Annotated in this window: 21 protein-coding genes; 16 read left to right on the top strand and 5 right to left on the bottom strand. The window is 60.8% G+C overall.

Annotation, left to right across the window (positions count from 1 at the left end; genetic code table 11):
• Positions 1-99 precede the first annotated feature (99 nt).
• The 5 genes from F2P47_RS02470 (at position 100) to galE (ending at position 5423) form a co-directional block, all read left to right on the top strand.
• A complete protein-coding gene (locus tag F2P47_RS02470; protein ID WP_152214579.1) occupies positions 100-1620 on the top strand; it encodes a class I adenylate-forming enzyme family protein in 1521 nt (506 codons plus the stop codon).
• A gap of 24 nt (positions 1621-1644) precedes the next feature.
• On the top strand, positions 1645-2352 hold the full coding sequence (locus F2P47_RS02465) for an FkbM family methyltransferase (RefSeq protein ID WP_152214578.1): 708 nt from the start codon (positions 1645-1647) through the stop codon (positions 2350-2352).
• A gap of 173 nt (positions 2353-2525) precedes the next feature.
• Positions 2526-3116 (top strand): hypothetical protein, encoded by a 591-nt coding sequence (locus tag F2P47_RS02460; protein ID WP_152214577.1) that lies wholly within the window; start codon positions 2526-2528, stop codon positions 3114-3116.
• Between the two features lie 151 nt (positions 3117-3267).
• On the top strand, positions 3268-4371 hold the full coding sequence (locus F2P47_RS02455; protein ID WP_152214576.1) for an FAD-dependent oxidoreductase: 1104 nt from the start codon (positions 3268-3270) through the stop codon (positions 4369-4371).
• On the top strand, positions 4368-5423 hold the full coding sequence (gene galE / locus F2P47_RS02450; RefSeq protein WP_152214575.1) for a UDP-glucose 4-epimerase GalE: 1056 nt from the start codon (positions 4368-4370) through the stop codon (positions 5421-5423). Before F2P47_RS02455 ends, galE begins: the two co-directional genes overlap by 4 nt.
• On the opposite strand, the gene F2P47_RS02445 is transcribed toward galE, so the two are convergent.
• A complete protein-coding gene (locus F2P47_RS02445) occupies positions 5367-6140 on the bottom strand; it encodes a DUF3431 domain-containing protein (protein ID WP_152214574.1) in 774 nt (257 codons plus the stop codon). The genes galE and F2P47_RS02445 overlap by 57 nt on opposite strands.
• 6 nt (positions 6141-6146) lie before the next feature.
• Positions 6147-6884, bottom strand: a complete 738-nt coding sequence (locus F2P47_RS02440; RefSeq protein ID WP_185680901.1) for a DUF707 domain-containing protein — start codon at positions 6882-6884, stop codon at positions 6147-6149.
• A gap of 179 nt (positions 6885-7063) precedes the next feature.
• Between F2P47_RS02440 and F2P47_RS02435 the strand changes: the two genes are divergently transcribed.
• Complete coding sequence (locus F2P47_RS02435) at positions 7064-8218, top strand: hypothetical protein (RefSeq protein ID WP_152214572.1); 1155 nt, start codon at positions 7064-7066, stop codon at positions 8216-8218.
• On the opposite strand, the gene F2P47_RS02430 is transcribed toward F2P47_RS02435, so the two are convergent.
• Together F2P47_RS02430 and F2P47_RS02425 are read right to left on the bottom strand one after the other, a co-directional pair.
• Positions 8215-8850 carry a class I SAM-dependent methyltransferase gene (locus tag F2P47_RS02430; RefSeq protein WP_204886477.1) on the bottom strand — a complete coding sequence of 212 codons (636 nt, stop codon included), beginning with the start codon at positions 8848-8850 and terminating at the stop codon, positions 8215-8217. The genes F2P47_RS02435 and F2P47_RS02430 overlap by 4 nt on opposite strands.
• A 249-nt stretch (positions 8851-9099) precedes the next feature.
• Positions 9100-10251 (bottom strand): alpha/beta hydrolase family protein, encoded by a 1152-nt coding sequence (locus F2P47_RS02425; protein WP_152214570.1) that lies wholly within the window; start codon positions 10249-10251, stop codon positions 9100-9102.
• 93 nt (positions 10252-10344) lie between these two features.
• Between F2P47_RS02425 and F2P47_RS02420 the strand changes: the two genes are divergently transcribed.
• From F2P47_RS02420 to F2P47_RS02385, 8 genes are all read left to right on the top strand, one after another.
• Entirely contained in the window at positions 10345-10995 is a 651-nt protein-coding gene (locus tag F2P47_RS02420; protein ID WP_185680900.1) for a TetR/AcrR family transcriptional regulator, read from the top strand.
• Positions 10996-11024: 29 nt separating this feature from the next.
• Positions 11025-11714 carry a VOC family protein gene (locus F2P47_RS02415; protein WP_152214568.1) on the top strand — a complete coding sequence of 230 codons (690 nt, stop codon included), beginning with the start codon at positions 11025-11027 and terminating at the stop codon, positions 11712-11714.
• A gap of 127 nt (positions 11715-11841) precedes the next feature.
• Positions 11842-13212: an aspartate aminotransferase family protein gene (locus F2P47_RS02410; protein ID WP_152214567.1), complete on the top strand. Its 1371-nt coding sequence runs from the start codon at positions 11842-11844 to the stop codon at positions 13210-13212.
• 2 nt (positions 13213-13214) lie between these two features.
• Positions 13215-14579 carry a glutamine synthetase family protein gene (locus tag F2P47_RS02405; protein WP_152214566.1) on the top strand — a complete coding sequence of 455 codons (1365 nt, stop codon included), beginning with the start codon at positions 13215-13217 and terminating at the stop codon, positions 14577-14579.
• Positions 14580-14738: 159 nt separating this feature from the next.
• The gene (locus F2P47_RS02400) at positions 14739-15350 is read left to right on the top strand and encodes a glutathione S-transferase family protein (protein WP_152214565.1); all 612 of its coding nucleotides are present in this window, start codon (positions 14739-14741) and stop codon (positions 15348-15350) included.
• A gap of 14 nt (positions 15351-15364) precedes the next feature.
• Complete coding sequence (locus F2P47_RS02395; RefSeq protein WP_422561108.1) at positions 15365-16555, top strand: acyl-CoA dehydrogenase family protein; 1191 nt, start codon at positions 15365-15367, stop codon at positions 16553-16555.
• A 31-nt stretch (positions 16556-16586) separates the two neighbouring features.
• On the top strand, positions 16587-17792 hold the full coding sequence (locus tag F2P47_RS02390) for an acyl-CoA dehydrogenase family protein (RefSeq protein WP_152214564.1): 1206 nt from the start codon (positions 16587-16589) through the stop codon (positions 17790-17792).
• 13 nt (positions 17793-17805) lie between these two features.
• Positions 17806-18936: an acyl-CoA dehydrogenase family protein gene (locus F2P47_RS02385; RefSeq protein ID WP_152214563.1), complete on the top strand. Its 1131-nt coding sequence runs from the start codon at positions 17806-17808 to the stop codon at positions 18934-18936.
• Positions 18937-18990: 54 nt separating this feature from the next.
• Here the strand turns inward: F2P47_RS02385 and F2P47_RS02380 are convergent, their stop codons facing one another.
• A complete protein-coding gene (locus F2P47_RS02380) occupies positions 18991-20808 on the bottom strand; it encodes an amidohydrolase (protein ID WP_152214562.1) in 1818 nt (605 codons plus the stop codon).
• Positions 20809-20949: 141 nt separating this feature from the next.
• Between F2P47_RS02380 and F2P47_RS02375 the strand changes: the two genes are divergently transcribed.
• Together F2P47_RS02375 and F2P47_RS02370 are read left to right on the top strand one after the other, a co-directional pair.
• Positions 20950-21768: a crotonase/enoyl-CoA hydratase family protein gene (locus tag F2P47_RS02375; RefSeq protein ID WP_152214561.1), complete on the top strand. Its 819-nt coding sequence runs from the start codon at positions 20950-20952 to the stop codon at positions 21766-21768.
• Between the two features lie 123 nt (positions 21769-21891).
• Positions 21892-23373 carry a flavin-containing monooxygenase gene (locus F2P47_RS02370; RefSeq protein ID WP_152214560.1) on the top strand — a complete coding sequence of 494 codons (1482 nt, stop codon included), beginning with the start codon at positions 21892-21894 and terminating at the stop codon, positions 23371-23373.
• Positions 23374-23404: the final 31 nt, after the last annotated feature.

Raw genomic sequence — 23404 nt, 5'->3', positions numbered from 1 at the left:
TTCGTCCATTCGTGGAGGTCGGCCGCTTCGCTTGTCGCCTGGTTATAGCGGCGTTGGCGCCTGAGTTTATTTACTCGTGCTAAATGGAAGCAATTGACCTTGCGTGAGCGCCGCCTGTCGTTCTTCAGTGAGACATGTTTTTATCGGGTAAAATTTGAATGCGTCATGATTGCCGAGGCGATTTTTCATTGGGCCAAGCAATGCCCAGATAAGCCGGCCATTGTTCACGGGGGCAGAGCTGTTTCCTATGGTGAATTCCGTCTTCTTATTTCACTTGCGCGCGATTTTTTCGTCCGGCGCAATTGCGTCGGAGACGGCTATGCGATCATCGCGACCGGAAACCTGCTTGAGTTCTGGATCAGCAGCCTTGCGTTGCGCAGCCTCGGCCTGACGACGGTCCAGGTACCAGGGCCGACGGCTCTCGATGAGATCGTGGTGGAGGGCAGGCGCGTTGTCGTCAGCTTCGCGGGCAGCACGTGGCCCAGCCTTGCCTCGCGCTGCGAGCAGAGAGGACTTGAGCTTGTCCAGGTTGTTCTTGCGGGCGGAGAGGCACTAGATCTGGATCAAGGGCCATCCACTTCAGGCGCCGGGGGACATTTGCTGCGCACCTCCGGCACGACGGGCGATTACAAGCTGGTGCTGATGACAGCGAAGGCCGACGCTGTGTTCTTGCGGCGTAAGACCGAGGTCATCGGCATGAATCATGAGACGGTTCTGTGCGCGTTCGATTTCCCGGCCTGGACGGCTGCGGGATATCGCTGGGCTGCGAGCCCTTGGACCGTCGGTGGCACGGTGGTGCTCGAACAGCGCCGGGATATTCATCTGGCATTGGGGCAACCGGGTCTCACACATGCCGTCATGGTTCCGTCCACGTTGGCGAGTGTTCTCAGCGCAGCCGAGGGCTCCTTTCCGTATAATGATCAACTCCGGTTGACTGTTGGCGGTGGCGCGATGACAGACAAGCAGGTCGAGCAGGTCAAAGCCAGAATCACGCCCCGACTATTCAACCTCCTTGCGTCGACCGAGGGCGGCGTCATTGCACACACTCCTATTCGCGACATCGGGGATATGCGCAGTCACAGCCTTGTTGCGGATCGTTTGGTTGAGATCGTTGACGAGCATGATGCGCCGGCGCCGCAAGGGACCACGGGTCGGGTGCGCGTCGGTGTCCGCGGTCTGGTGGACGCCTATATCAATAACGCGCCGGCGACCATCGAATGCTTCAGAGACGGCTTTTTCTATCCCGGAGATATGGCGTTCATTAAACCTGACGGCCGCCTCGTGCTGCAGGGCCGCGTGTCGGATCTTCTGAATGTTGGGGGGTTCAAGGTATCGCCCTTGTCGCTCGAGGAGCCATTGATGAACTACTTAGGCGTGGCGGTCTGCGTCTTGTCGATGTTTTCAGATTGTGGCGAGGAGGAACTTCACGTCGTTCTGGAGTCGAACCATGCGTTCGACCAAGCGAAGATCGCCTCGATGCTGCGCGGGACTGGCAAGTTCTTCTCCAGGGTGAAGGTTCACTTCCTCCGGCCTCTTGCACGAAACGAGATGGGGAAAATTTTGCGCCACGAGGTCAGGCGCCAGATCTTGTCGTCGGAAGGCCGCGACAAGACGGTATAGGTTCCAATATGAGGAGGCCGCCCTATGATGATCGAAGAGGAATATGAGTATCGAGTGGTGAATAACGAGCACGGGAAGTTCTGCGTTCCAACTTCTTCATCATACACTTACACGTCGCAGGCGATTCTGGCCGGGAGGGTGCATGAGCCGGGCACGATAGATTTCATAATCGGCAATCATAAAGGCATGGATGTCATCCATGCCGGCGCCGGGTTCGGGGATTTCCTGCCGGCTCTATCGAGGGGGTGCCCCGGTACGATCTTTACCTTCGAGCCGAATAATGAAAATTATTTCTGTGCCAGGAAGACGGTTGAAATCAATAATCTGAAGAATGTGGACCTTCGCAATTGCGGCCTGGGCGATGTGTCGACGACCAGACACGTCAAGGTGCTTGAAAACGGGATTGCGCTCGGACCCAGATCCGAAACCTGCGAACTGACGATTGCAAATGGAGAATCGCAGGAATGTAAGGTCTTCAGGCTGGACGACCTTTTCCCCGACCATCAGTTTTCGATCATACACCTCGATACTGAAGGGTATGAATTCCGAATTCTCGATGGCGCTGCGCAACTTATCGAGAGGTGCTCTCCACTGATTATTCTGGAGATCGATGACAGGGCGCTGAGATATAATGAATATATGCGATCAATCGGATACCGGCCGGCCAGGCAGCTGATTTATGACGCGAAAGAAATGGTGTTCGTGAATACCGTTTACGAACGACGCGCATAGACCTTTCATGTCCGATTTATCCGTACCAAGATGTGATATGGTTTTCCCGCTGACCGCCTTTGGTCGGAAAGTTCAATCCGGTCAATGCCGAATGGCGTTCTTGTTGCGTCGATGTAGACGCGTTACAAGATGCAGCGTGGATCGGCCGTCATTGTCGGTCGGGGAGGCTTTCGTTGCTGGACGGATTTCGTATCGTTTGTGTTACGCCTGCCGGCCGCCGCCGTTATATGCGGTTGCTGGTTCCTCAGATTCTTTCTGAGGATATTGTCGACGAATACCAGATCTGGATGAACACGGAAGAGCAGAGCGATCTTCTTTTCCTGAACGAACTTGGCCGCATCCCGAAAGTGAAACTGGTTCCACAGCCCAGCGGGGTTGTCGATGGCGCCTTCTCCATCTGCGAGTTCTTTGCCGGCTGTGTCGATCCGAAGGCCATTTTCGCTTTCTATTCGCAGCGTGATTATCTCGACAAAGCCGACCTCCTGGAGGGCTATCTGGAACAGGTTGCCAATGCGGCCTGGATCGACGCCAGGTTGCGCGATGCGGTCGAGCGGGCCTTTTCGCATGTTGAGAAGTCAGCCGGCCCGGATGCGAAGGAAAGCAGGGAGGTCGCGGCCAAAAGTTCCGCGCTCTCGAGATTCACCGCGTCACTTCGTTTTCCATATTTGCGACTGCGGGTCGAGTGGATGGGTTCGGCGGACTATAAAAGGCGTATGGCGCGGAAAATCAGAAACTGGCCCCTGATCGGCTCCCGCGATGTTTAGACATTGGCGAATCCCGATAGATAATGTCCATTGAATCGCATCACTCTGGAGCGGGTCCGGCGTTTCCGGAAAGTCGGCAGACGGACTCTGGGAATAGTCTCAGGCGCGCGGTCGCGCGCTTCGGCATGGCTTCGATCAGGGACCAGCAGGCATGAGCGACTACATTGTAGTGGGGGCAGGGTTGACCGGGGCGGTGATAGCCCGTGCGCTCCGCGATGCGGGGTGTCGTGTGCTGGTGCTCGACCGCCGTGATCATGTCGCTGGCAATGTTCACGATCATCTGCACCCGAGCGGCATCAGCATCCACACTTACGGGCCGCATTACTTCCGTACCAATGACGACGACCTCTGGAAATTCGTCAATCGCTTCGCGCGCTTCTATAAGTATGAGCCCGCCATAAAATCGCTGATCGATGAGCGACACGAGAACTGGCCGATCGCCGGGAGCTACATTCTGCGGACGATCGGCAAGGATTGGCGGCCTGAATTCACCGGCGATCCGGCGAACTTCGAGGAGGCGGCACTCGGCCTCATGCCGCGGCTGGTCTATGAGAAGTTCGTGAAGGGCTACACGGAGAAGCAGTGGGGCGTCCCCGCGACGGCGCTTTCAGCCGGGCTCGTCAAGCGTTTCGATGTGCGTGAAGACGATGAGCCGCGCCTCATGCGCCACATTCATCAGGGCATTCCGGTGGAAGGCTATACGCGCATGGTCGAGGCGATGCTCGATGGCATTCCGGTTGAGCTCAATACGGATTACCTGAGGCGGCGCGACGCGTTCAAGCCGTGCAGGGGTCTTGTCTTCACCGGCTCGATCGACGAGTTCTTCGGGTTCGACATGGGACATCTCGTCTATCGCGGACAGCGCCGCGTGCATGAATATTTCGTCGACGCCGATCTGCTGCAACCCTGCGGGCAGGTGAACAATCCCGACCCGCTGAATGGCGACCATATCCGTACTCTCGAATGGAAGCAGATGATGGAGCCCGAAACGGCGCGCCATATTCGCGGCACCGTGCTGACACGGGAAATACCCTTCACGCCTGATGATCCGGCGGAATATGAGTATCCCTTTCCCGATCAGGCCAATAGCGAGCTTTATGCGAGGTATCGCGAGCGCGCTTCGGCGCTCAAGGATGTGTTGATCTGCGGACGTCTTGGCGAGTATCGCTATTACGACATGGATCAGGCTATTGCGCGCGCGCGTCTGCTGGCGCGGCGTCTCATCGGGCAAGCGGCGGTGGAGGGCGCATCATGAAGAAAAAAATCCTCGTCGTTGGCGGCGCCGGTTATATCGGCTCGCACATGGTGCTGGCGCTGCAGGATGAGGGGCACGAGGTCGTGGTCTTCGACAATCTGTCGCGAGGTCATGCGGATGCGGTGAACGGCGCGCGCCTTGTGGTCGGCGATCTGCGCGCGCCGCAAGAGCTCGCCCACTGTTTCGCCGGGCAATCCTTCGATCTTGTCATGCATTTCGCCGCGCTCGCCTATGTGGGCGAGTCTGTGGTGCAGCCCGATCTCTATTATCAGAATAATGTGCTCGGCACGTTGAACCTGCTTGCCGCCATGCGTCAGCATGGTGTGGGGAAATTCGTTTTTTCGTCCACCTGCGCCACTTATGGCGAGCCGGAGAGTGTGCCGATTGCCGAAGATCACTCGCAAAACCCTATCAATCCCTATGGGCGGAGCAAGCTCATGGTGGAGCAGGTTCTGCGCGATTTCGGCGAGGCCTATGGGCTGCAAAGCGTTGGCTTGCGCTACTTCAACGCGGCTGGGTGCGACAGGGAGGGCCGTGCCGGCGAGCGACATGAGCCGGAGACGCATCTCATCCCGCTGGTACTGGCGGAAGCCTTGCGCGTGAAGACGGGCGGTAACCCCGCGGCGACGATGCTCGAAGTGTATGGCACCGACTTTGACACGCCGGATGGAAGCTGCGTGCGCGACTACATTCATGTGAGCGATCTCTGCCGCGCTCATCTCCTCGCCGCCGAGCGATTGTTGAGTGGGGCGGTGAAGCATGACCGTCCGGCGGAGTTCTACAATCTGGCCAATGGCAATGGGTTCAGCGTGCTGGACGTCATTCGTACCTGCGAAGCGGTGACCGGCGTGCCGATCCGGTATCGCTCGGCGCGGCGTCGTGTGGGCGATCCTGCGGTGCTGGTCGGCGATGCGAGCCTTGCCGGGAAAATTCTGGGCTGGAACGCTCAATACGGTGATTTGTCGTCAATCGTGCAGACGGCCTGGGACTGGATGTCACGCGTCCCCGTCGGGCAGACGAATGAAGGGCAGGCCCATGAAGTGGAGCCATAGTCTCTCGAACATCCACGCATTGATCTGATCCTGTCTGGTCACATCGAGGATCTGTTCAATCTGCGGCCGGTTTGTCTCGACGAAATGGGCCAGAACCCCGTCCGCCACCGAGAAGATTGCGCCATAGGCGAATCTGCCGATATGCGCGCGCGACGCTTCCTCGCTCAATCTCTCCAGTCCGCATTTGCGTAGGAAATGCGCGCCTATATTCTCGCCCGGCTCCAACCCGTTCGCCTCGTTGTATTTGTCGAGAATGGCAGCGGCGCCAGCGTCAAGGTAGCCGATCGGCGCCCAGCTATGCAGTGAATAGACTTCCGTGCGGACGCGGGCATCGCCTATGAATTCGGAAACCTCCCGCTCCAAGGTCTTTCGCGGCGGTATTCCGTGTAGCGGCATGTAGCCCCAGCTCAGCGGTTGGATGTCTTTCCATTCGTCGTTCCGGTCGAGGAGCTTCAGAAAATCAGGCGAGTGCTCGAAGGGGTCGGCTTGCGTGAAGACGATGCGGTCGAATTTTCCGGGCGCGTAGTCATGCAGCATGTAGTGCAGATAGGTGTGTGCTTCGCGTCCGGCATTTTCGAGGTTCCTGATCGTGAAGCGGACAGGCCAATGGAGATTCTTGCGCGACTTGTCATAGACGATGGGCGAATAGTCGCGCGAGAGCTTCCGCACCCAATCGATGGGTTCCTTGTATTTGGCGACCACGATCTGGATATTCATCAGCCGTCACTTTTCCCTGGGCAACAGCCGCGATAGAAATTGCCGCCATGTCGACGGAAATGTTCCCAATACGCGCGGCTCCGTCTCCTGCAGCTTGTAAGCGTCCATGAGTTTGCGCTTTTCATCCCAGGGAGAGGCCGTCGCGCCGCCGCTTCCGGCCGATCCCACTGGGCGCGTGTGGTAGACCGCCGCGCAATCCACAATGCCGAAGCGTGCTACAGTGGCCTTTACCGCCATGTCCCACCAGAGCCACTCGATACCCCAGCATGATGAGCTGAGCGTGAAGGTCGGCTCGAACAGTGCCAGGGTCTCAACCCGGAAGCACGGCGCCATGATCTCCACGAAGTTGGTTCGCCGATAGATTGCGCGGCGCTGTCGCCGCGTAATCGGCCAAGTATAGTAGCTGTAGCGCGTCAGCGCGGGCTGGGCGACGGTGAAGCCGGCGTCGGCGCAAACCTCGAACAGCCGGTCGATGTTTTCCGCCGTGGTAAAGATGTCGTCGTCCGGGAACCAGACATAACGATATTTTCGTACGAGATCGCGGTGCCCGGCGATGAAGTCGGCAAGCCCCTCCCACTTCGGCCCCTTGTAGAGATGCAGGAGGTCGTACTGGTCCTTGTAGCGCTCCGGGTAGTCGCCGTAATAGCTGACCGCAAGATCCCAGCTGCGGGCACCATTGGTCAGCCATTGCGGGTGCAGCGACTTGTCGCCTGCGCGCACCACCACCAGATTTTCGCGTTGCATCCTTACCCCTGTCGTCCCGCCTGATTTGCCGACCGCGCATGGTATGTCCATTTTGGAAAAGCACCAGCCCCGGGGAATGGGTGCATGGGCTTGCGGTGCTCCGGCCTGATCAGTCTTATGCTGAGGAACCTTTGGAATCTCTGCGCGATCGGGATCTGTGAGACTGGCTGGCTAACGACATGAAGCTCATCCTGCATATTGGAACCGTCAAAACCGGCACCACGACCGCGCAGGCCTGGCTCGGCGAAAACCGGGACGTCCTGAACGCGAATGGCATCTGGTACCCGACCTCCTTTTCAGCCGTCGACAGACGGCCGGAGGGCATCAGCCACTCCTTCCTCGTCGATCCTGTGCTGGCGCCTGAATACTTTCGGCAAAATGCGCTAGGCGCTTTCACGGCGGAGTTTGAAAACCGGCAGAAGGCCGGATGCAACGTCTGCGTCATGTCCTTCGAAGATATGCACTTCAAGCTGTCTTCAAGGGAGATGGTCGCCCAGCTGGCAGAATTTCTGAAAGACTATTTCGATGATGTCCGGATAGCGCTGTATCTACGTCCCCAGATCGACACGGTCATCTCTTTTGCTTCGACCGCTTCGAAGCTGGGCGTCAAGATCAACAAGAGGTGGTTCTACGGCCAGTCCAGAAACCGCCTTGTTTTCGACTATAATGCGGCCGTCGACCGATGGGAGAGCGTCTTCGGTCGAGAGAATGTCCGGTGCTTTTCCTATAAGCGCGATTTGCCGTTTGCGGATTATATTTTTGAACAATTTTCAATTGATCGCGCGGCCCTCAAGGTGATTGGAAATCAAAACACGTCGGTCGGCTCGAACATCATTGCGCTGGGAAATGCTCTTCAGATCCCGTTTCTCTTCAGCGATTCGGTGGTGCAAAATCTTCCGCGCAGCGAGCCGATCTTTGTCGGCATGGAAATAGCGAGAATGTTCCAGGGACAATTCGAAGATTCGAATGCTGAGCTGACAAGCCGCCGCGACGACATTCGAATGGGGGACCTTGAGCCGGACTGGGGCCGCTACGAGAAGCCGGAGAATCTCGCTTCCATAGAGCAGGCGTGCATCTATTCTGCTGAGCTGAGGGGGCTGGTGCGGCTTCTCGCCGGGCAACTGTCTCTCGAGCGTGCGCAAAACGCGCTCATGAGGTCTGAAATTGCCAGAGAGCGTCGGCAGTGGAACGCCATGATCGCCCTTGCCAAGCTGGCTATGAACGAGGCGGCGGCCGCGATGCAGGTTGAAGCCTTCAGGGCAGAGGCCCAAAGGATAAGGGACCTGGCGGCGGTCCTGGTGGCGTCGCAACCGAGCGATGCTCCCTCGGCCTAGTCGGCGATCTTCTGAACATAGAGTTGAATACAGGGCGCATTGAGCAGCTGGAGCTTCCGGAGGTTCAGGTTGACGAAAGCGTCGATCGCAGGTTTCGGCATTCGAAGGGGATCCTTGCCGCCCGGCAGAGGTTCCGCCCAGAGATAATCGTCAAATGCCATTGTCCCGCCGATCCGCAGCAGCTTGAAGCCCACGACCGCATCGAAGAGGACATCGGGCGCCTGGTGCGAACCGTCGACATAGATGAAATCGAAATAGCCGGCCTTTCCGGCGCTGAGAAGCTTGGCGAGCGCGCTGTCGGAGCGTTCCTTGTGAACGACCAGATCGACGGGATTGGGCGAGGCGGCGATCGCAAGACGCAGATTGTCATGGAAGAGCTTCTCGGTCGAATTCATGTCGACCCCTCTCGTCTGGTGCTCGATGCCACCCTCCCAGCTATCGATGCAATGGATTTCGAGAGGATATTCAGGCCCCAGCTTGTCGATGAGGTAGCAGGCGCTCGCGCCCTCGAATGAGCCTATCTCGAGAATTTTCTGCGGTTTGACTTGCGGGATCAGCCTCTCCCATAGGTTCTTGGCGTTGTATTCGAACCAATGGGCGGTAAACACATATCCGTTGTCTGATGTTTCCATGCGAGCGTCGGACATAGTCAATTCCCTGTTCTCCCTGCGGATCGTCGAAGGCTTGCTGTTGCCCGCCCCAAGGCGTGGTGAACCCGTTCATCCATTCGAAAGCATGCACCAATTGCGGCCGATAGTGAGTTTTCACCGATCCGCTATGATAGCGATCTGGCTATGCCTTTCGAACCGCGCACGTCCGCTTGCCGCTCCAGCGAGGTCGCCGGAGCGCGGCCTTTTCAGGTGTAGCGTGTCGTCGTTCGACTAGAAGCCGTGGGCGTCGAGCCAGGCGCTTACTGCGGCGACTGCTTTCGGGAGCAGTTCGGGCTTTTCGATATAGTAGTGGTCCGCGCCCTCGATCTGGACGATCGACTTGTCCTTCGACGCGACAGCGTCGTAGAGGCGCTGTGCGTGGCTCGGTGTGCAGGCGAGATCCGCCGTATTGTTGATGACGAACACGGGAACGGAAATGTGGCCCGCGTTGACGATGCCGTTCGCGCGGCTCTCGTCATAGCTCCATTGCGACAGCCAGGAGCGCAGCGTGGTGAAGCGGCCGAGACCCACAGGGCCGTCATTGGCGATCTTCGGTTCTCCGAGATAGCAGGTGCCGGGACGGCGATCCGAAGGGTCCTGCATCGGGTCGGTCCAGCGCACGTCGCACATGGTGCCATAGACGCAAAAGGGCCGTTCGGCATCGGGGTCGCCCTTTGCCTTGAGGTCCGCAAGCGTTGCCTTCACCCGCGCCGTGATGCGGCGGTTGCGGGCGATCTGCGCCTCGCGGAAGCGCCGCACGAAGGCGTCCGAATAGGGCGGCTGGTTCGGGTTTTGCGGATCGTAGATGTTGAGCTCGCGGTCCCGCTCGAAAGGCTTGTCCTCGTCGAGGATCGAGGGGTCGAGCCATTCCGTCATCGTGACCGAGCGGCTGATATGGGCCGCAAGCAGCAGCACGGCGTCGGCGGGCTGGAGCCGCGCGCCCCTGATGTCCACCGGGTCGCCGGCCGGTGTTTCGGTGATGGTCGGATGCTCGGCCTGATCCTGATAGAAGAGAGAGAGCGAGCCGCCGCCGGACCAGCCGCCCAGCACCACTTTTTCATAGCCGAAGCGCTTCTTGAGGTCGGCGATGCAGGCGCCGAGGTCGAGAACGCATTTTTCCATGATGAGCGCCGTGTCGTTGCCCCGGTAGCGCGGGTTGCAATAGATGACATGGCGGCCCGCCGCCGCGAGCGCGGTCACGAGCGGCAGGAACGAGCCGCCGCCGACCGGATGACTGAACAGGATTGCGGTCTTCGACTCGCCCGTCTCGGGCCTGATCCTCATGCACTCCACGAAGACCTGGCCGGTGGGCCCGCCATAGACCTCCTTCAGCCGGCTCGTATCCGCATGAACAAAGCCATATGGCTCGCGTACCACCTTCATTGCGATCTCCTCCCCAGGGCGCAGTCGTCGTTGTCATTGCTGAAATTATCTTTTTTGACTATAAAATCAACAAAACTGATTTTGGAGTCAGATATGGCCGCAGCGGGTACGGCGACTGTTTCGGCGGGGAAGGGCGAGCGTACGGCCGCCCGGATTCGCGAAGTCGCGCTCGACCAGTTTTCGCGGCTCGGCTTCGAGCGCGTCACCATGTCGGACATTGCGGAAGCGGCGGGACTTTCGCAGGCGACGCTGCATTATCATTTTCAGGACAAGGACCAGCTCTGGCGGAGCGCCATGCTCGGCCTCGGCGAGGTGATCGCCGAAGAAGAGCGCATGCTCGACGCCGCGCAGGACGCATCGCCGCTCGCGCAATTGCGCATCGCCATGCGCTTCTTCCTGCGCATCAGCTGGAAGCATCCGGCGCTTGGCCGCGTCGTCGCGCTCGAAGGCATGGCGGGCGGCGAGCGTCTCGCCTGGCTCGACGAGCACGTGCTTGGCCATCGCAACCGGCGGCTTGCCGCGCTTGCGAGTGCCGCTATCGAGGCGGGTGTACTGAAGCCATTTCCGCCGGAAATGATCGTCATCACGCTGCAGGCGGGCGCCGCAGGCGTCATCAATCTCGCGCCGCTGATGCGCGACACTTTCGGCTTCGATCCCGACACGGCGGAAGGTCGTGCCGCGCATGAAAGCCTCGTTCTTGACGCTCTGCTCAGCGGCTTCGTCAAGAGCGAGCGAGATATATAGAGGCGAAGATCATCATGGGAGGAGACAGGATGACTCAGCTAACGACGGGTATTCACCATCTGGCCTTCATGGCCTCCGACATCAAGAAACACATCGCCTTTTTTTCGGAGGTTCTTGGCTGTCCGCTGGTCGCGCTGTTCGACATGCATGGCGTGCCGGGCGGTTTGCACGCGTTCCTGCGCATGAACGATCACAGCTATTTCTCGATCGTGCAGCTTCCCGACGTAGACAAGATCCCGATCGAGATCGGCCGCACCCATGCGGGCAGCGGCGCATTGCCGAGCGCGGCGGGAACGCTTCAGCATCTCGCCTTCCGCGTCGATTCCGATGGCGACCTTGTCGCCATTCGCGACCGCATCCGCAGTCACGGCGTCAATGTTATCGGCCCGATCGATCACGGCATGTGCCGCTCGATCTATTTTGCAGGTCCGGATCACATGACGCTCGAAGTCGCGACTTCCGACGTGGCGGTCGATCCGGCGAAGTGGATCGATCCCACTGTGCTTGCCAAGGCGGGCATTTCGGCGGAGGAGGCAGCCCGCTTCAAGGCGCCTGCTCCCTACAGCGGCCCGAGCCCGGTCCCGCAGCCGCCCTATGACCCGGAAATGCCGCATATGGCTTATCCGAAAGAGGTCTATCTCCAGATGCTTCAGGTTCCCGACGAGGTCATCACCAAGTCGGCTTCCTATACGGCGCCGCCCGTCGCTGAGACGGTGTGACGCGCCACCGGCCTCGCGCTCAGGGGAGGGGGCGCGAGGCTGGCTCTTCCTATGTCCCTAGGCGGCATGGCAAGCTCTGAGCTAAAGAAGTTGGCTCTAGTGCCGTCGCCGGGGTTCTTTTCGAAAAATGGCCATCTCGCCGGAAATCAGGCAGCGGGCGGAAGCCCTCATCGCCGCTGAACGCGCGCGGTTTGCCGAGCGGCATCCTGTCTCCCGCCGCATGGCGGAAGAGGCGGGAAAGCATTTCCCTGGCGGTGTCCCCCTCCACTGGATGCTCGATTGGGAAACGCCGTTCCCCCTTTTTGTACGCGAGGCCAAAGGCTCCACCGTCACCGATGTGGACGGCCACGCCTATGCCGATTTCTGCCTCGGCGACACGGGCGCCATGTTCGGCCATTCGCCCGCGCCGGTCGCCAAGGCGATTGCTGAACAGGCGATGCATGGGCTCACCGCCATGCTTCCTTCGGAACTCACGGCAAAGGTCGGCTCGCTTCTCGCAGCCCATTTCGGTCTGCCCTTCTGGCAGGTGACGGCGACGGCAAGCGATGCGAACCGCGCGGTCGTGCGCTGGGCGCGGGCTATTACCAACAGGCAGAAGATCCTCGTTTTCGATGGCTGCTATCACGGTCAGGTGGAAGACGCCTTCGTGAAGCTCGAGGGCGGCAAGACGAAAATGAAGCCGAGCCTTCTCGGTCAGGTGCAGGACATCGCGCAGATGAGCGTTGCCGCGCCTTTCAACGATCTCGACGCCGTCGAGAAGCTGCTGGCCGCTGGCGACATTGCGCTTGTCCTGACTGAACCGGCGCTCACCAATACGGCCATGGTGTTGCCGAAGCACGGCTTCATCAAGGGGCTGCTCGCCGCCGCGCGTAAACACGGCACGCTGGTCTGTCTCGACGAGACGCATACGATCTCGACCGGCCCCGGCGGCTACACCCGCGCGCATGATCTCCATCCCGACTTCTTTGTGCTCGGAAAGCCCGTTGCGGGCGGTCTTCCAACGGCCGTCTTCGGGTTCACCGCAAATGTCGAAGCCGAAATGCGCCGCGTTCTCGATACGAAGACGCCCGGCTATTCCGGCATCGGCACCACGCTGTCTGGCAACATGCTGGCGCTGGCCGCGATGCGCGCCTGCCTTGAAGAGGTAATGACCTCCGCCGCCTATGAACACATGACCCGGCTTGCGAAGCGGTTGGCCGAAGGTCTTCGCGCTGAAGTCGCACGGGCGGGGCTCCCCTGGACGGTCACGCAGATCGGTGCCCGGGCCGAACTCGTCTTCTCCGCGCGCCCGCTCGAAAATGGCGCCGAAGCAGCGGCCGCGATCGACCACACGGTCGAACGCGCGATCCATCTTTTCCTTCTCAACCGGAACGTGCTGGTGACGCCGTTCCACAACATGACCCTCGTTGCGCCGAGCACGACGGAAGCGGATGTCGATGGGCTCATTGCCCGTTTCGGCGAAGCGCTCGCCGTGCTCTGCGGCGAGGCAGAGATTTGACCATGGCGCGTGCAGATGAAAAGGAAGCGGTCGAGTTTCTCGCCGCTCATCCGGAAATCGTTCAGATTCAGGCTTTCCTGACCGACCCTTCGGGCGTCGCGCGGGGAAAGGTGCTGCGCCCGGAAGAACTCGCCGCCGCTTATCGCGATGGCCGTCCGCTTCCCTGCTCCATTCAGTCGCTCGACATTCTGGGTGCGGACGTGCTCGAAACCGGTCTGGTCTGGGAAGAGGGCGATTCCGACCGGCCCTGCTTGCCCGTTGCGGGCACGATCACCCATGCGCCCTGGCATGAAGTGCCGACCGCGCAACTCATTCTTGAGTCCTACGAACGCGACGGCTCGCCGACGCCTGCCGATCCGCGCCATGCGCTTGCCCGCGTGGTCGACAGTCTCGAAGCGCAGGGCCTCAAGCCCGTCGTCGCCATCGAACTCGAATTCTATCTGATCGATCGCGAAGCGGCCCTTTCCGGCAAGCCAAAGCCTGCCGCCGCGCCGAACGGCTTCGCTCCCTCGCATCTTCAGGCCTATCTGATGCAGGATCTCGAAGATTTCTCGCCCTTCCTCAATGACGTCTTTGCGGGCGCGAAGAAGATGGGGCTGCCCGCGCGCACGCTGATTTCCGAATATGCGCCGGGCCAGCTCGAAATCGTGCTCGCTCATTGCGCCGATGCGATGCGCGCGGCGGACGACGCCATTCTCTACAAGCGTCTGGTGAAAGGCGTGGCGGACCGGCATGGCTATGTCGCGACCTTCATGGCAAAGCCTTATGCGGAACTCTCCGGCGGCGGCATGCATGTGCATGTCTCGCTGGCCGATGAGACGAGCGACAATCTCTTCGCGGGCGAGGGGGATGAACTGACGCCGCATCTGCGTCATGCGATCGGCGGGCTCGAGGCGACCATGGCCGAGAGCATGGCGATCTTTGCTCCGAATGCGAATTCTTTCCGCCGCTTCAGAAAGAATTCCTATGCGCCGCTCGCGCCCGCATGGGCCATCGACAATCGCTCGGTGCCGCTCCGCGTGACATCGGGCCCGGCAAGGTCGCGCCACCTCGAACATCGCGTTTGCGGAGCGGACGCCAATCCCTATGTAGCTCTGGCGACCGTCCTTGCCGGCATCGCGGAAGGCCTTGAGAAGAGGATCGAGCCGAGCGAGCCTGTGGTTGGTGATGGCTATGGCCAGAAGGAAGCGACCCTGCCGATGAACTGGTGGCGGGCGCTCGAAGTTGCGCGGAAGTCGGATTTTCTCCGCGACAGGCTTGGCGAACAATTCACCAATATCTTCCTCACCATCAAGGAGGCTGAGTGCGACCGCTTCTTCGCCTCCGTCACCGACCTCGATTTTGCCTGGTATCTTCGGAATGCCTGATGTCGGCCTGCCCCGCAATCCACAGTTGACGCTACGTCACCCAGTCGGCGTATGAGGAAAACCGCATCTCGGCATTGACGGATGCGCCTTCCTCTTCGACAACCCTGTAAGCTGCGCGAAAGATGCGGCAGGAACAGGGACGTTCGAGGCGACAGGACCATGACGATCAAGCTTTATCACTGCAAAGGTGCGCGCTCGGTGCGCCCGCTCTGGACGCTCGAGGAAATGGGCATTCCCTATGAGCTCGAGTCGATGAAGTTTCCGCCGCGCTTCTATCGAGAGGGCTATCTCGACATCAATCCGCTCGGCACCGTGCCGACCATGGTCGATGGCGACCTGACGATGACGGAATCGGCAGGCATCTGTCAGTATCTGGTCGATTGTCACGGCCCTTCGGATATCGGCCTGACGCCGAAGGACAAGGATTACGGCCTCTACCTCAACTGGCTCCACCGCAGCGACGCGACGCTGACCTTCCCGCAGACGATCGTTCTGCGCTACACGGTTCTGGAGCCGGAGGAGCGTCGCCTCAAGCAGGCCGTCGACGATTATACGCAGTGGTTCTTCTCGCGCCTCAAGAGCGTCGAGCAGGCGACTGGCGAGCGCGAATATCTCTGCGCGGGCCGCTTCACCATTGCCGACATCGCCGTCGGCTATGCGCTCTATCTCGCCGACACGCTGGGCTTCCGCGGCGGCTTCAAGCCGAACACGGAAGCCTATTACAAGCGCCTGAGCGAGCGTCCGGCTTTCCAGCGCGCCATCAGCCTTTGAGACGGGACGATCGCATGTCCGCCAAATTCTCCAACGGCCAGAGCCCCGTCGATTTCGACCATCGCTACATGGGCCCGCTCTATAACGACGATCACCGCGCCTGGCGCGCGACGCTTCGCAAATTCGTCGAAGCGGAGATGATGCCTCATGTCGACGAATGGGAAGAAGCGGGCGAGTTTCCGCGCGAACTGTACAAGAAGGCGGCGGAAATCGGCCTTCTCGGCCTCGGCTACCCGGAGGAATATGGCGGCACGCCGGTTGACGATCCGATGTACTCGATCGTTACGGCGGAAGAACTCGCGCGGCTCGGCGCGGGCGGCGTCAATGCAAGCCTGATGGTGCACGGCATCGGCCTGCCGCCGGTCCTCGCCATCGGTTCCGCGGCATTGAAGGCCCGCGTGGCACCGCAGGTGCTTGCCGGTGAAAAGATTCATGCACTGGGCATCACCGAGCCTTCTGGCGGTTCGGACGTCGCAAATCTCAAGACCCGTGCGACGCGAGACGGCGACGGCTACATCGTCAACGGCTCGAAGATTTTCATCACGGGCGGCATGCGCGCGGATTATTATACCGTTGCCGTGCGCACCGGCGGCCCCGGCCCCAAGGGCATTTCGCTGCTTCTGCTTGAGCGCGACATGCCGGGCTTCACGCGCACACCCCTGAAGAAGCAGGGCTGGTGGTCGTCCGACACCGCCGCGCTTTATTTCGACGATGTGCGTGTGCCGAAGGAAAACCTCATCGGCGAAGAGAATAACGGCTTCATCGGCATCATGCTCAACTTCAACAAGGAGCGCATTGGCCTTGCGGCGAGCGCGGTCGCCTTCGCCCGCGTCTGCTTCGAGGATGCGCTCGCTTGGGCGCGCGATCGCGAGACTTTCGGCAAGCGCCTCGCCGATCATCAGGTCATCAGGCACAAGTTTGCCGAAATGGCGCGGCAGATCGCGGCGACGCAGGCCTATCTGGAGCAGTGCGTCGTGCGCGTGAAGGAGGGCGAAACGCCGGTTGCCGACCTTTCGCTTCTCAAGGTGCAGGCGACTTTGACGATGGAGTTCTGCGCCCGCGAGGCGATGCAGATCATGGGCGGCGCGGGCTATATGCGCGGCTGCCGTGTGGAGCGCATCTATCGCGAAGTGCGCGTGAATGCCATCGGTGGCGGCTCGGAGGAGATCATGCGCGATCTCGCCGCGCGGCAGCTGGGAATTTGATTCAAGAAGATCGTTGGAAAAGGGTGGAACAATGAGCCTGACCAAACAGGAACTCGACGAATTCCGCGAGGAAGTCCGGGCGTGGTTCGAAGAGAACAAGCCCGCCGATCCGGGCTTCCTGCTGCCGCTCTCCTTCATGGAAGTGGGCACGGATGAGCAGTTCTATTTTCTGCGCGACTGGCAGCGGAAGGTTTATGAGGCCGGCTATCTCGGAATGGCCTGGCCGAAGGAATATGGCGGCCACGGAAAGCCGCAAGCTCTTCAGGACATCGTGACGCGCGAGATGATCCGCCAGAAGGTGCCCTTCATGACGAACACGATCGGCCTCAACTGGGCCGGTCCGCTGATCCTCAACATGGGCTCTGAAGAGCAGAAGAAGGCCTATATTCCGGGCATTCTCAGCGCCGAGGACATCTGGTGCCAGGGCTTCTCCGAGCCCGATCACGGCTCCGATCTCGGCAATGCCCAGCTCAAGGCGACGCGCGACGGCAACGAGTTCGTGCTCAATGGCAGCAAGATCTGGACGAGCCTCGGCAGGCACGCGAAATACATGATCCTGCTCGCCCGCACGAAGCAGAACACGAATAACAAATATGAGGGCCTGAGCTTCTTCCTCATCCCCATGCGTATTCCCGGCATCGAAGTGGTGCCGATCCGCAAGCTCACCGGCGAATATGGCTTCAACCAGACCTTCTTCACCGATGCGCGGATTTCCGAATCCTGCCTCATCGGCAAGGAAGGCGAAGGCTGGCAGGTCGCCATGGCGACGCTGGCCTTCGAGCGCGGCGCGGTGGGCGGTCAGGCTGGCGGCCACGCCATGATGAGTCGGGAGGTGGCTGAAGTTGTCGCGCTTGCGCGGACTGCGCAGCGTGGCGGCAGGCCCGCGATCGAAGACCCGACGATCCGCGACCGGCTCGTGCAGTTCGTCATGGAAGAGCGTTCCATGATGCTCAATTCGGCGCGCTCCAGGATCAAGGCGCTCAATGTGGACCGGCCGTTCTCGATTCCCATGTCGTCGAAGCTCGTCGGCAGCGAGTATCAGCGCCGCATGAACCAGTTCGCGCTCTCGCTGCAAGGCGCAAATGCGGCCTATTATGTCGGCGACGATCTCGCCTATGAGCGCGGCCAGTGGCAACGCTCCTATTTCAACGCCTTCTCCGCCACCATCGGCGGCGGAACGAGCGAAATTCAGCACAACATCATTGGCGAGCGCGTTCTCGGCCTGCCGAAGAGCTGAGGAGCGACAGATCATGCTGGACACAAACAAAAAGCTGACGATCACCTTCGGCGAGGAGCAGGAGCAGCTTCTCGATATCGCGACGAGCTTCGCTCGCGACAAGTTCCCGATGGACAAGGCGCGCGCCCGCATTGCGGCCGCTGAGGATTTCGACCGTGCCGTTTGGGACGAAATGGCCTCCCTCGGCTGGCTCGGTATTGCCGTGCCGGAAGAGTTCGGCGGCAGCGGCCTCGGCCTCGCAGAAGTCGTGACCATTGCAGAGCCGCTCGGCCGCAATCTCGCGGGCACACCTTTTGTCTCGACGACGCTTGTCGCACAGGCGTTGCTGAAGGCAGGCACCGCCGCGCAGAAGCAGGAATGGCTGCCGAAGATTTGCGAAGGCACCATCGGCGCTCTCGCCATCGTCGAGCCGCATGGCGACTGGAACCTCGCGCATCTCGACGTGAAGGCGACGGAAGCGGGCGATACGCTCGCGCTTTCCGGCACCAAGACCTTCGTGACCGATGCGGCCTCCGCCGGCCTCGTCATCATTTCCGTTTCGCTTGGCGGCGGCCCGGCGCTGGTCCTTCTCGACAAGGCGGCCCTCGGCAAGGCGTCGCTCGAAAAGGAGATCGTCATCGATGAGACGCGTCGCTCCTACCGTCTGAAGCTCGACGGCGTGACGGTGCCCAGGGCGAATCTGCTCGATCAGGCGCAGACCGCGGCGGCGCTCAAGCATATCGACGAGGCGGCTTGTCTGCTTCTCGCGGCTGAAGCCTGCGGCGGAACGAGTGGCGTCATCGACGTCGTTGTCGAGTATCTGAAGACCCGCAAGCAGTTCGACCGCTATATCGGCTCCTATCAGGCGCTGAAGCATCCGACCGTCGATGCGCTTCTCGCGCTCGAAGCAGCCCGTTCGCATCTCTATTTTGCAGCAGGCGTTTTCGGTCAGGGCGAGGAGGGCGAGATTGCCGTGCGCATGGCCAAGGCTCTGTCGAGTGATGCGCTTGCCTTTGCATCGGATCGCGCCATCCAGTTCCATGGCGGCTTCGGCTTCACCTATGACTGCGACGCGCAGCTCTTCCGCCGCCGCGGCGTCTGGTGCGAGGTGCAGCATGGCGATGCGGCCTATCACCGCCGCAAGCTGGCGGATCTGATCTTCTGAAAATCATGGGGACGCTTCGGCGTCCCCATTCATTTTCAGCCGCCCCTTTAGACTTCAAGAAGAGTAGACGCGCTTTCCGCCCACCCACGTTTCGAGAACGCGGATATCGCGGATCGCTTGCGGCGCCACGGCGCGCGGGTCCTTGTCCAGCACGACGAAATCCGCGAACTTGCCCGGCTCCAGAGTGCCGACCTCATGTTCCGAGTGGCATTGCCATGCAGCGTCGCGCGTCAGCGCGATGATCGCTTCGTCCACGCTTACGCGCTCCGCCGGATTGAGCACCCCGCCCGGTTCCTTCCAGAGACTGCGGTTGACTGCATTGTCGATCAGCCGCAACGGGTCCATCTCGCTCACCGGCTCATCCGAATGCATCGTCCAGCGGATGCCCTTCTTGCCGCATGAGGCGGCGCGGCCGAGAAGGTTGGTCTTTTCCGGACCGAATATCTCGTCGCGGAATGCCTTGCCCCAATAGTGGACATGGCCGATCAGGAAGCTCGGGCTCACATTGAGCTCCGCGATGCGGTCGATCTGCTCGTCATGCAGGATCGAGCAATGCTCGATGCGGAAGCGGCGTTCCTGCGGTACACCCGCCGCATAGGCCGCCTCGAAGGCATCAAGCGCATTGTCGATGGCCTTGTCGCCATTGGCGTGGACGACGACCGGCCAGCCCTGAAGCGCGCGCTTTACGACCATTTCCTTCAGCGCTTCTTTCTCGACATAGGCGATGCCATAGTCGTCACGGCCAAGATAAGGCTCGCGCTGCAACCCCGTGCGTCCCTGATTGGAGCCATCGGAAACGATCTTCCAGCCGGTTGCACGCGCCATCTCGTTGCCGTCGCCAAAAGCGAAGCCCAGCTCGTCCCAGCGGTGCGCCCCTGCCTGGATCAGCGAATAGCGAAGCCGCGTCGTCATGTGTCCGGAGGCCGCGAACTTTCGGAAGGCCTCAATCTCGCCCGGTCCCTGAAAGCCGCCGCTCGCCTGATCGCAAAACGTGGTGATGCCGAGGCGGTTTGCCTTTTCGCAGACGCGCTTGCAGGCTGCGGGTACGTCGTCGACCGCCATGGCGGCGAGATTGTGCCCGAGCACGGTGAACATCGCCGCCTGTCCTTGCAGCACACCGTTCGGTGCGCCGTCCGCCTCGCGGCCAAAGGCGGCGCCGGGCGGGTTGGGCGTTGCGGCGGTGATGCTCCCGATCTTCAGCGCCGCCGAGTTGCAATAGCCGATGTGCAGCGACGCGTTGAAAATGAAAACGGGATTGTTGGGAGCCACCTTGTCGAGCGCCCGCGCGTTGATGCGGTCAGCGCCCTGTTGAAGCGAAGGGTCGAACTGCCGCGCGACGATCCATTCGCCGGGCTTCGCCTCCCGCGCCAATGCGCCCATCTGATCGATCACGGCGTCCGCGTTTTCGCAGGTCATCGCGCCAACATCGGCGAAGCGTCCCAGAATGGCGATGGGGAAAAAGTGCATATGCGGCTCGATAAAGCCGGGAAGGATCGTCCGCCCGCCGCAATCGACGATCTCGGCCTCGTCGCCCGCACTCGCCTTCACCTCGTCGAGCGTCCCCACCGCGACGATCTTTCCGTTTCGGAACGCAAGCGCCTCGGCAATGGTGAAATTCCCGTCTGCCGTCACGACATTGGCATTCGCCATGATGGTCGTGCCGACATGGGCTTCAGGTGGCGGACCGAGCCGCTCCCAATCCGCCGGTTTCGAGGCCCTGTCGAACGCAGGAAAGGAGAGGAGTCCCATATCCTGCAGGATCGGCGCGCAGCAGGGGCAGCCGAAACTCTCCGTCTCATGGGAATGCGCCTTGTCTTCGCAGCCGCAGGATGGCCCGTGTCCTGCCTCGATCGTGTCGTTCCTGCCCATCATTCTTGCCTCATATGTGTTTCGGCACAGAGTTGACGTAAGGGCACCGCCTGTCAAACGGCGCGGTCGTGAATCTGCTTCGATGAGGCCGCGGGAATGCGCTAGGCTTCGCGCAAAGAACCTTGTGTCTTGCGGAGGAGCGATATGAGCGAGCGGATTTCCCTCTCGATTGAGAACGGCGTGGCGGATGTGCGCCTCGTGCGCATGGACAAGATGAATGCGCTCGACGATGCGATGTTCGAGGCGCTGATCGAAACTGGCGAACGGCTCGCCACCGAGAAGGGCATCCGCGCCGTGGTGCTCTCGGGCGAAGGCCGCGCCTTCTGCGCCGGTCTCGACATGGGAAATTTCGGCAAGATGGCCGCGCCGAAGGATGGCGCGAAGAAGGAAGAGGGCGGCATGCTTGGCCGTCTCGAACGGCGTACCCACGGTATCGTCAATCGGCCCCAGCATGCGGTCTGGGTGTGGCGTCAGCTTCCGGTGCCCGTCATCGCCGCCGTTCACGGCGTCGCCTATGGCGGGGGCTTTCAGGTCATGCTCGGCGCGGACATGCGCTACATTGCGCCGGACACCAAGCTCTCGATCATGGAGATCAAGTGGGGCCTCGTTCCTGACATGGCAGGCACCCAGATCATGCGCCATCTGGTGCGTGAAGATATTGTCCGTGAGCTGACCTATACGGGCCGTGTCTTCACCGGCGAGGAAGCGGGCCGCATCGGCTTCGCGACCCGCGTGACGGCGACCCCGCGTGAGGACGCGCTTGCGACCGCCCGCGAAATCGCAGGCAAGAGCCCGGACGCCATCCGCGCCTCGAAGCGCCTCCTCAATGCAGCCGTGGTGGCGGAACCCGCCGCCGGGTTGTTGATGGAGTCGGTGGAGCAGGACAAGCTCATCGGCAGCAGGAACCAGATCGAGTCCGTCATGTCGAACCTCGAAAAGCGGGCCGCGAACTACGCCGACTGAAGTAAAACGAGGGGCACCCCGCCGGTGGAACGGGAGGACGGGATGCCCTGGGCTTCAATGAAATGCTCGCGAAGCGGATAAGATAAGGATCAATAATCTTCGCAATGTCTCTGGGAGGAGATCATGGGAAAGACATCGGTAGCGGTCATCGGTGCTGGCCTTGGCGGGCTTTGCGCTGCCATCAAGCTCAAGGAAGCGGGCTTCAATAACGTCACGATTCTTGAAAAGGCCGCGAAGGTTGGCGGCACATGGCGGGATAATTCCTACCCTGGCTGCGCCTGCGACACGCCGGTGGCGATGTATCAGTTTTCCTTCGCGCCGAGCCTTGGCTGGAGCCATCTCTTTCCGCGCGCGGGCGAAGTGCAGGCCTATTCGGAATTTTTGGCGGACACCTTCAATCTGCGCCCCAATCTGAAGCTCGGCGCCGAGACGACCTCCGCCGTCTGGGATGAGGCGAAATCGGTCTGGCGCCTGACGACCAAATCCGGCGAGACGATCGAGGCAGACGCCATCGTGCCCGCGCTCGGCCAGCTCAACCGGCCGACCATTCCGGAAATCAAGGGCCGCGACAGTTTCAAGGGTCCGGCCTTCCATTCGGCACGTTGGGACCATTCGGTCGATCTTGCCGGCAAGCGCGTCGGCGTCATCGGCTCCGCGGCGAGTGCCGTGCAGCTCATTCCGGAAGTTGCGAAGGTGGCGAAGCACCTCACCGTTTTCCAGCGCACGCCGAACTGGGTGATCCCGCGTCTCGACCGGCCGATCACCGAGGAGGAAAAGGCGCTGATGATGACGGCGTCCGAAATCGCGCAGATGGGCCGCGACGTGATTTACGCCAATGCGGACCATCTCTTCTGGCAGGCCTTCAGCTGGACGAAGGAAGGCCGCGACGCCTATACGCGCATCGCGCTCAACCAGCTTGAAGAGCAGGTGCCGGATGCGGAACTCCGCAAGAAGCTGACGCCGGATTATCCGATCGGCTGCAAGCGCATCCTCATCACCGACGATTTCTATCCGGCGCTGATGCGACCCAATGTCTCGCTCGTCACCGAGCATATCGAGGGCATCACGCCCGAAGGTGTGAAGACCGGCGACGGCGCGATGCACGATCTTGATGTCATCGTCTATGCGACCGGCTTCGAGACAACTGGCTGGCACTGGTCGATGGATGTGATCGGCCGCGGCGGCAAGCGCCTCAACGATGTCTGGCATGAAGCGCCGGAAGCCTATCTCGGCATCACGACCGCCGGCTTCCCGAACATGTTCATGCTTTATGGGCCCAACACCAATCTCGGCCACAACACGATCACCTTCATGATCGAGCGTCAGGTCGAATATGCGGTCAAGGCTTTGCAGGCGCTGGAGGCGCGTGGCGCGGCGTCGATGGATGTGACCCAGACGGCGCAGGATCGCTTCAACCGCGAGCTTCAGGCGAACCTCGCCAAGACCACCTGGGCCGATCCGGGCTGCCACTCCTGGTACAAGACGGCCGACGGCCGCATCACCCAGAACTGGGGCTCGCATACGCGCGACTACGCCAGAGCAACGGCCAATATCGCACTTGAGGATTACACGCTCGGCCAGCGCGAGACGGTGGCCGCACAATAGAACCGAACGAGGCGAGCACCCTTGCGGTGCT

The organism is Parvibaculum sedimenti (assembly GCF_009184905.1).
In the GTDB taxonomy this organism is placed as follows: domain Bacteria; phylum Pseudomonadota; class Alphaproteobacteria; order Parvibaculales; family Parvibaculaceae; genus Parvibaculum; species Parvibaculum sedimenti.
This window is presented reverse-complemented; position numbering and strand designations above follow the sequence as displayed.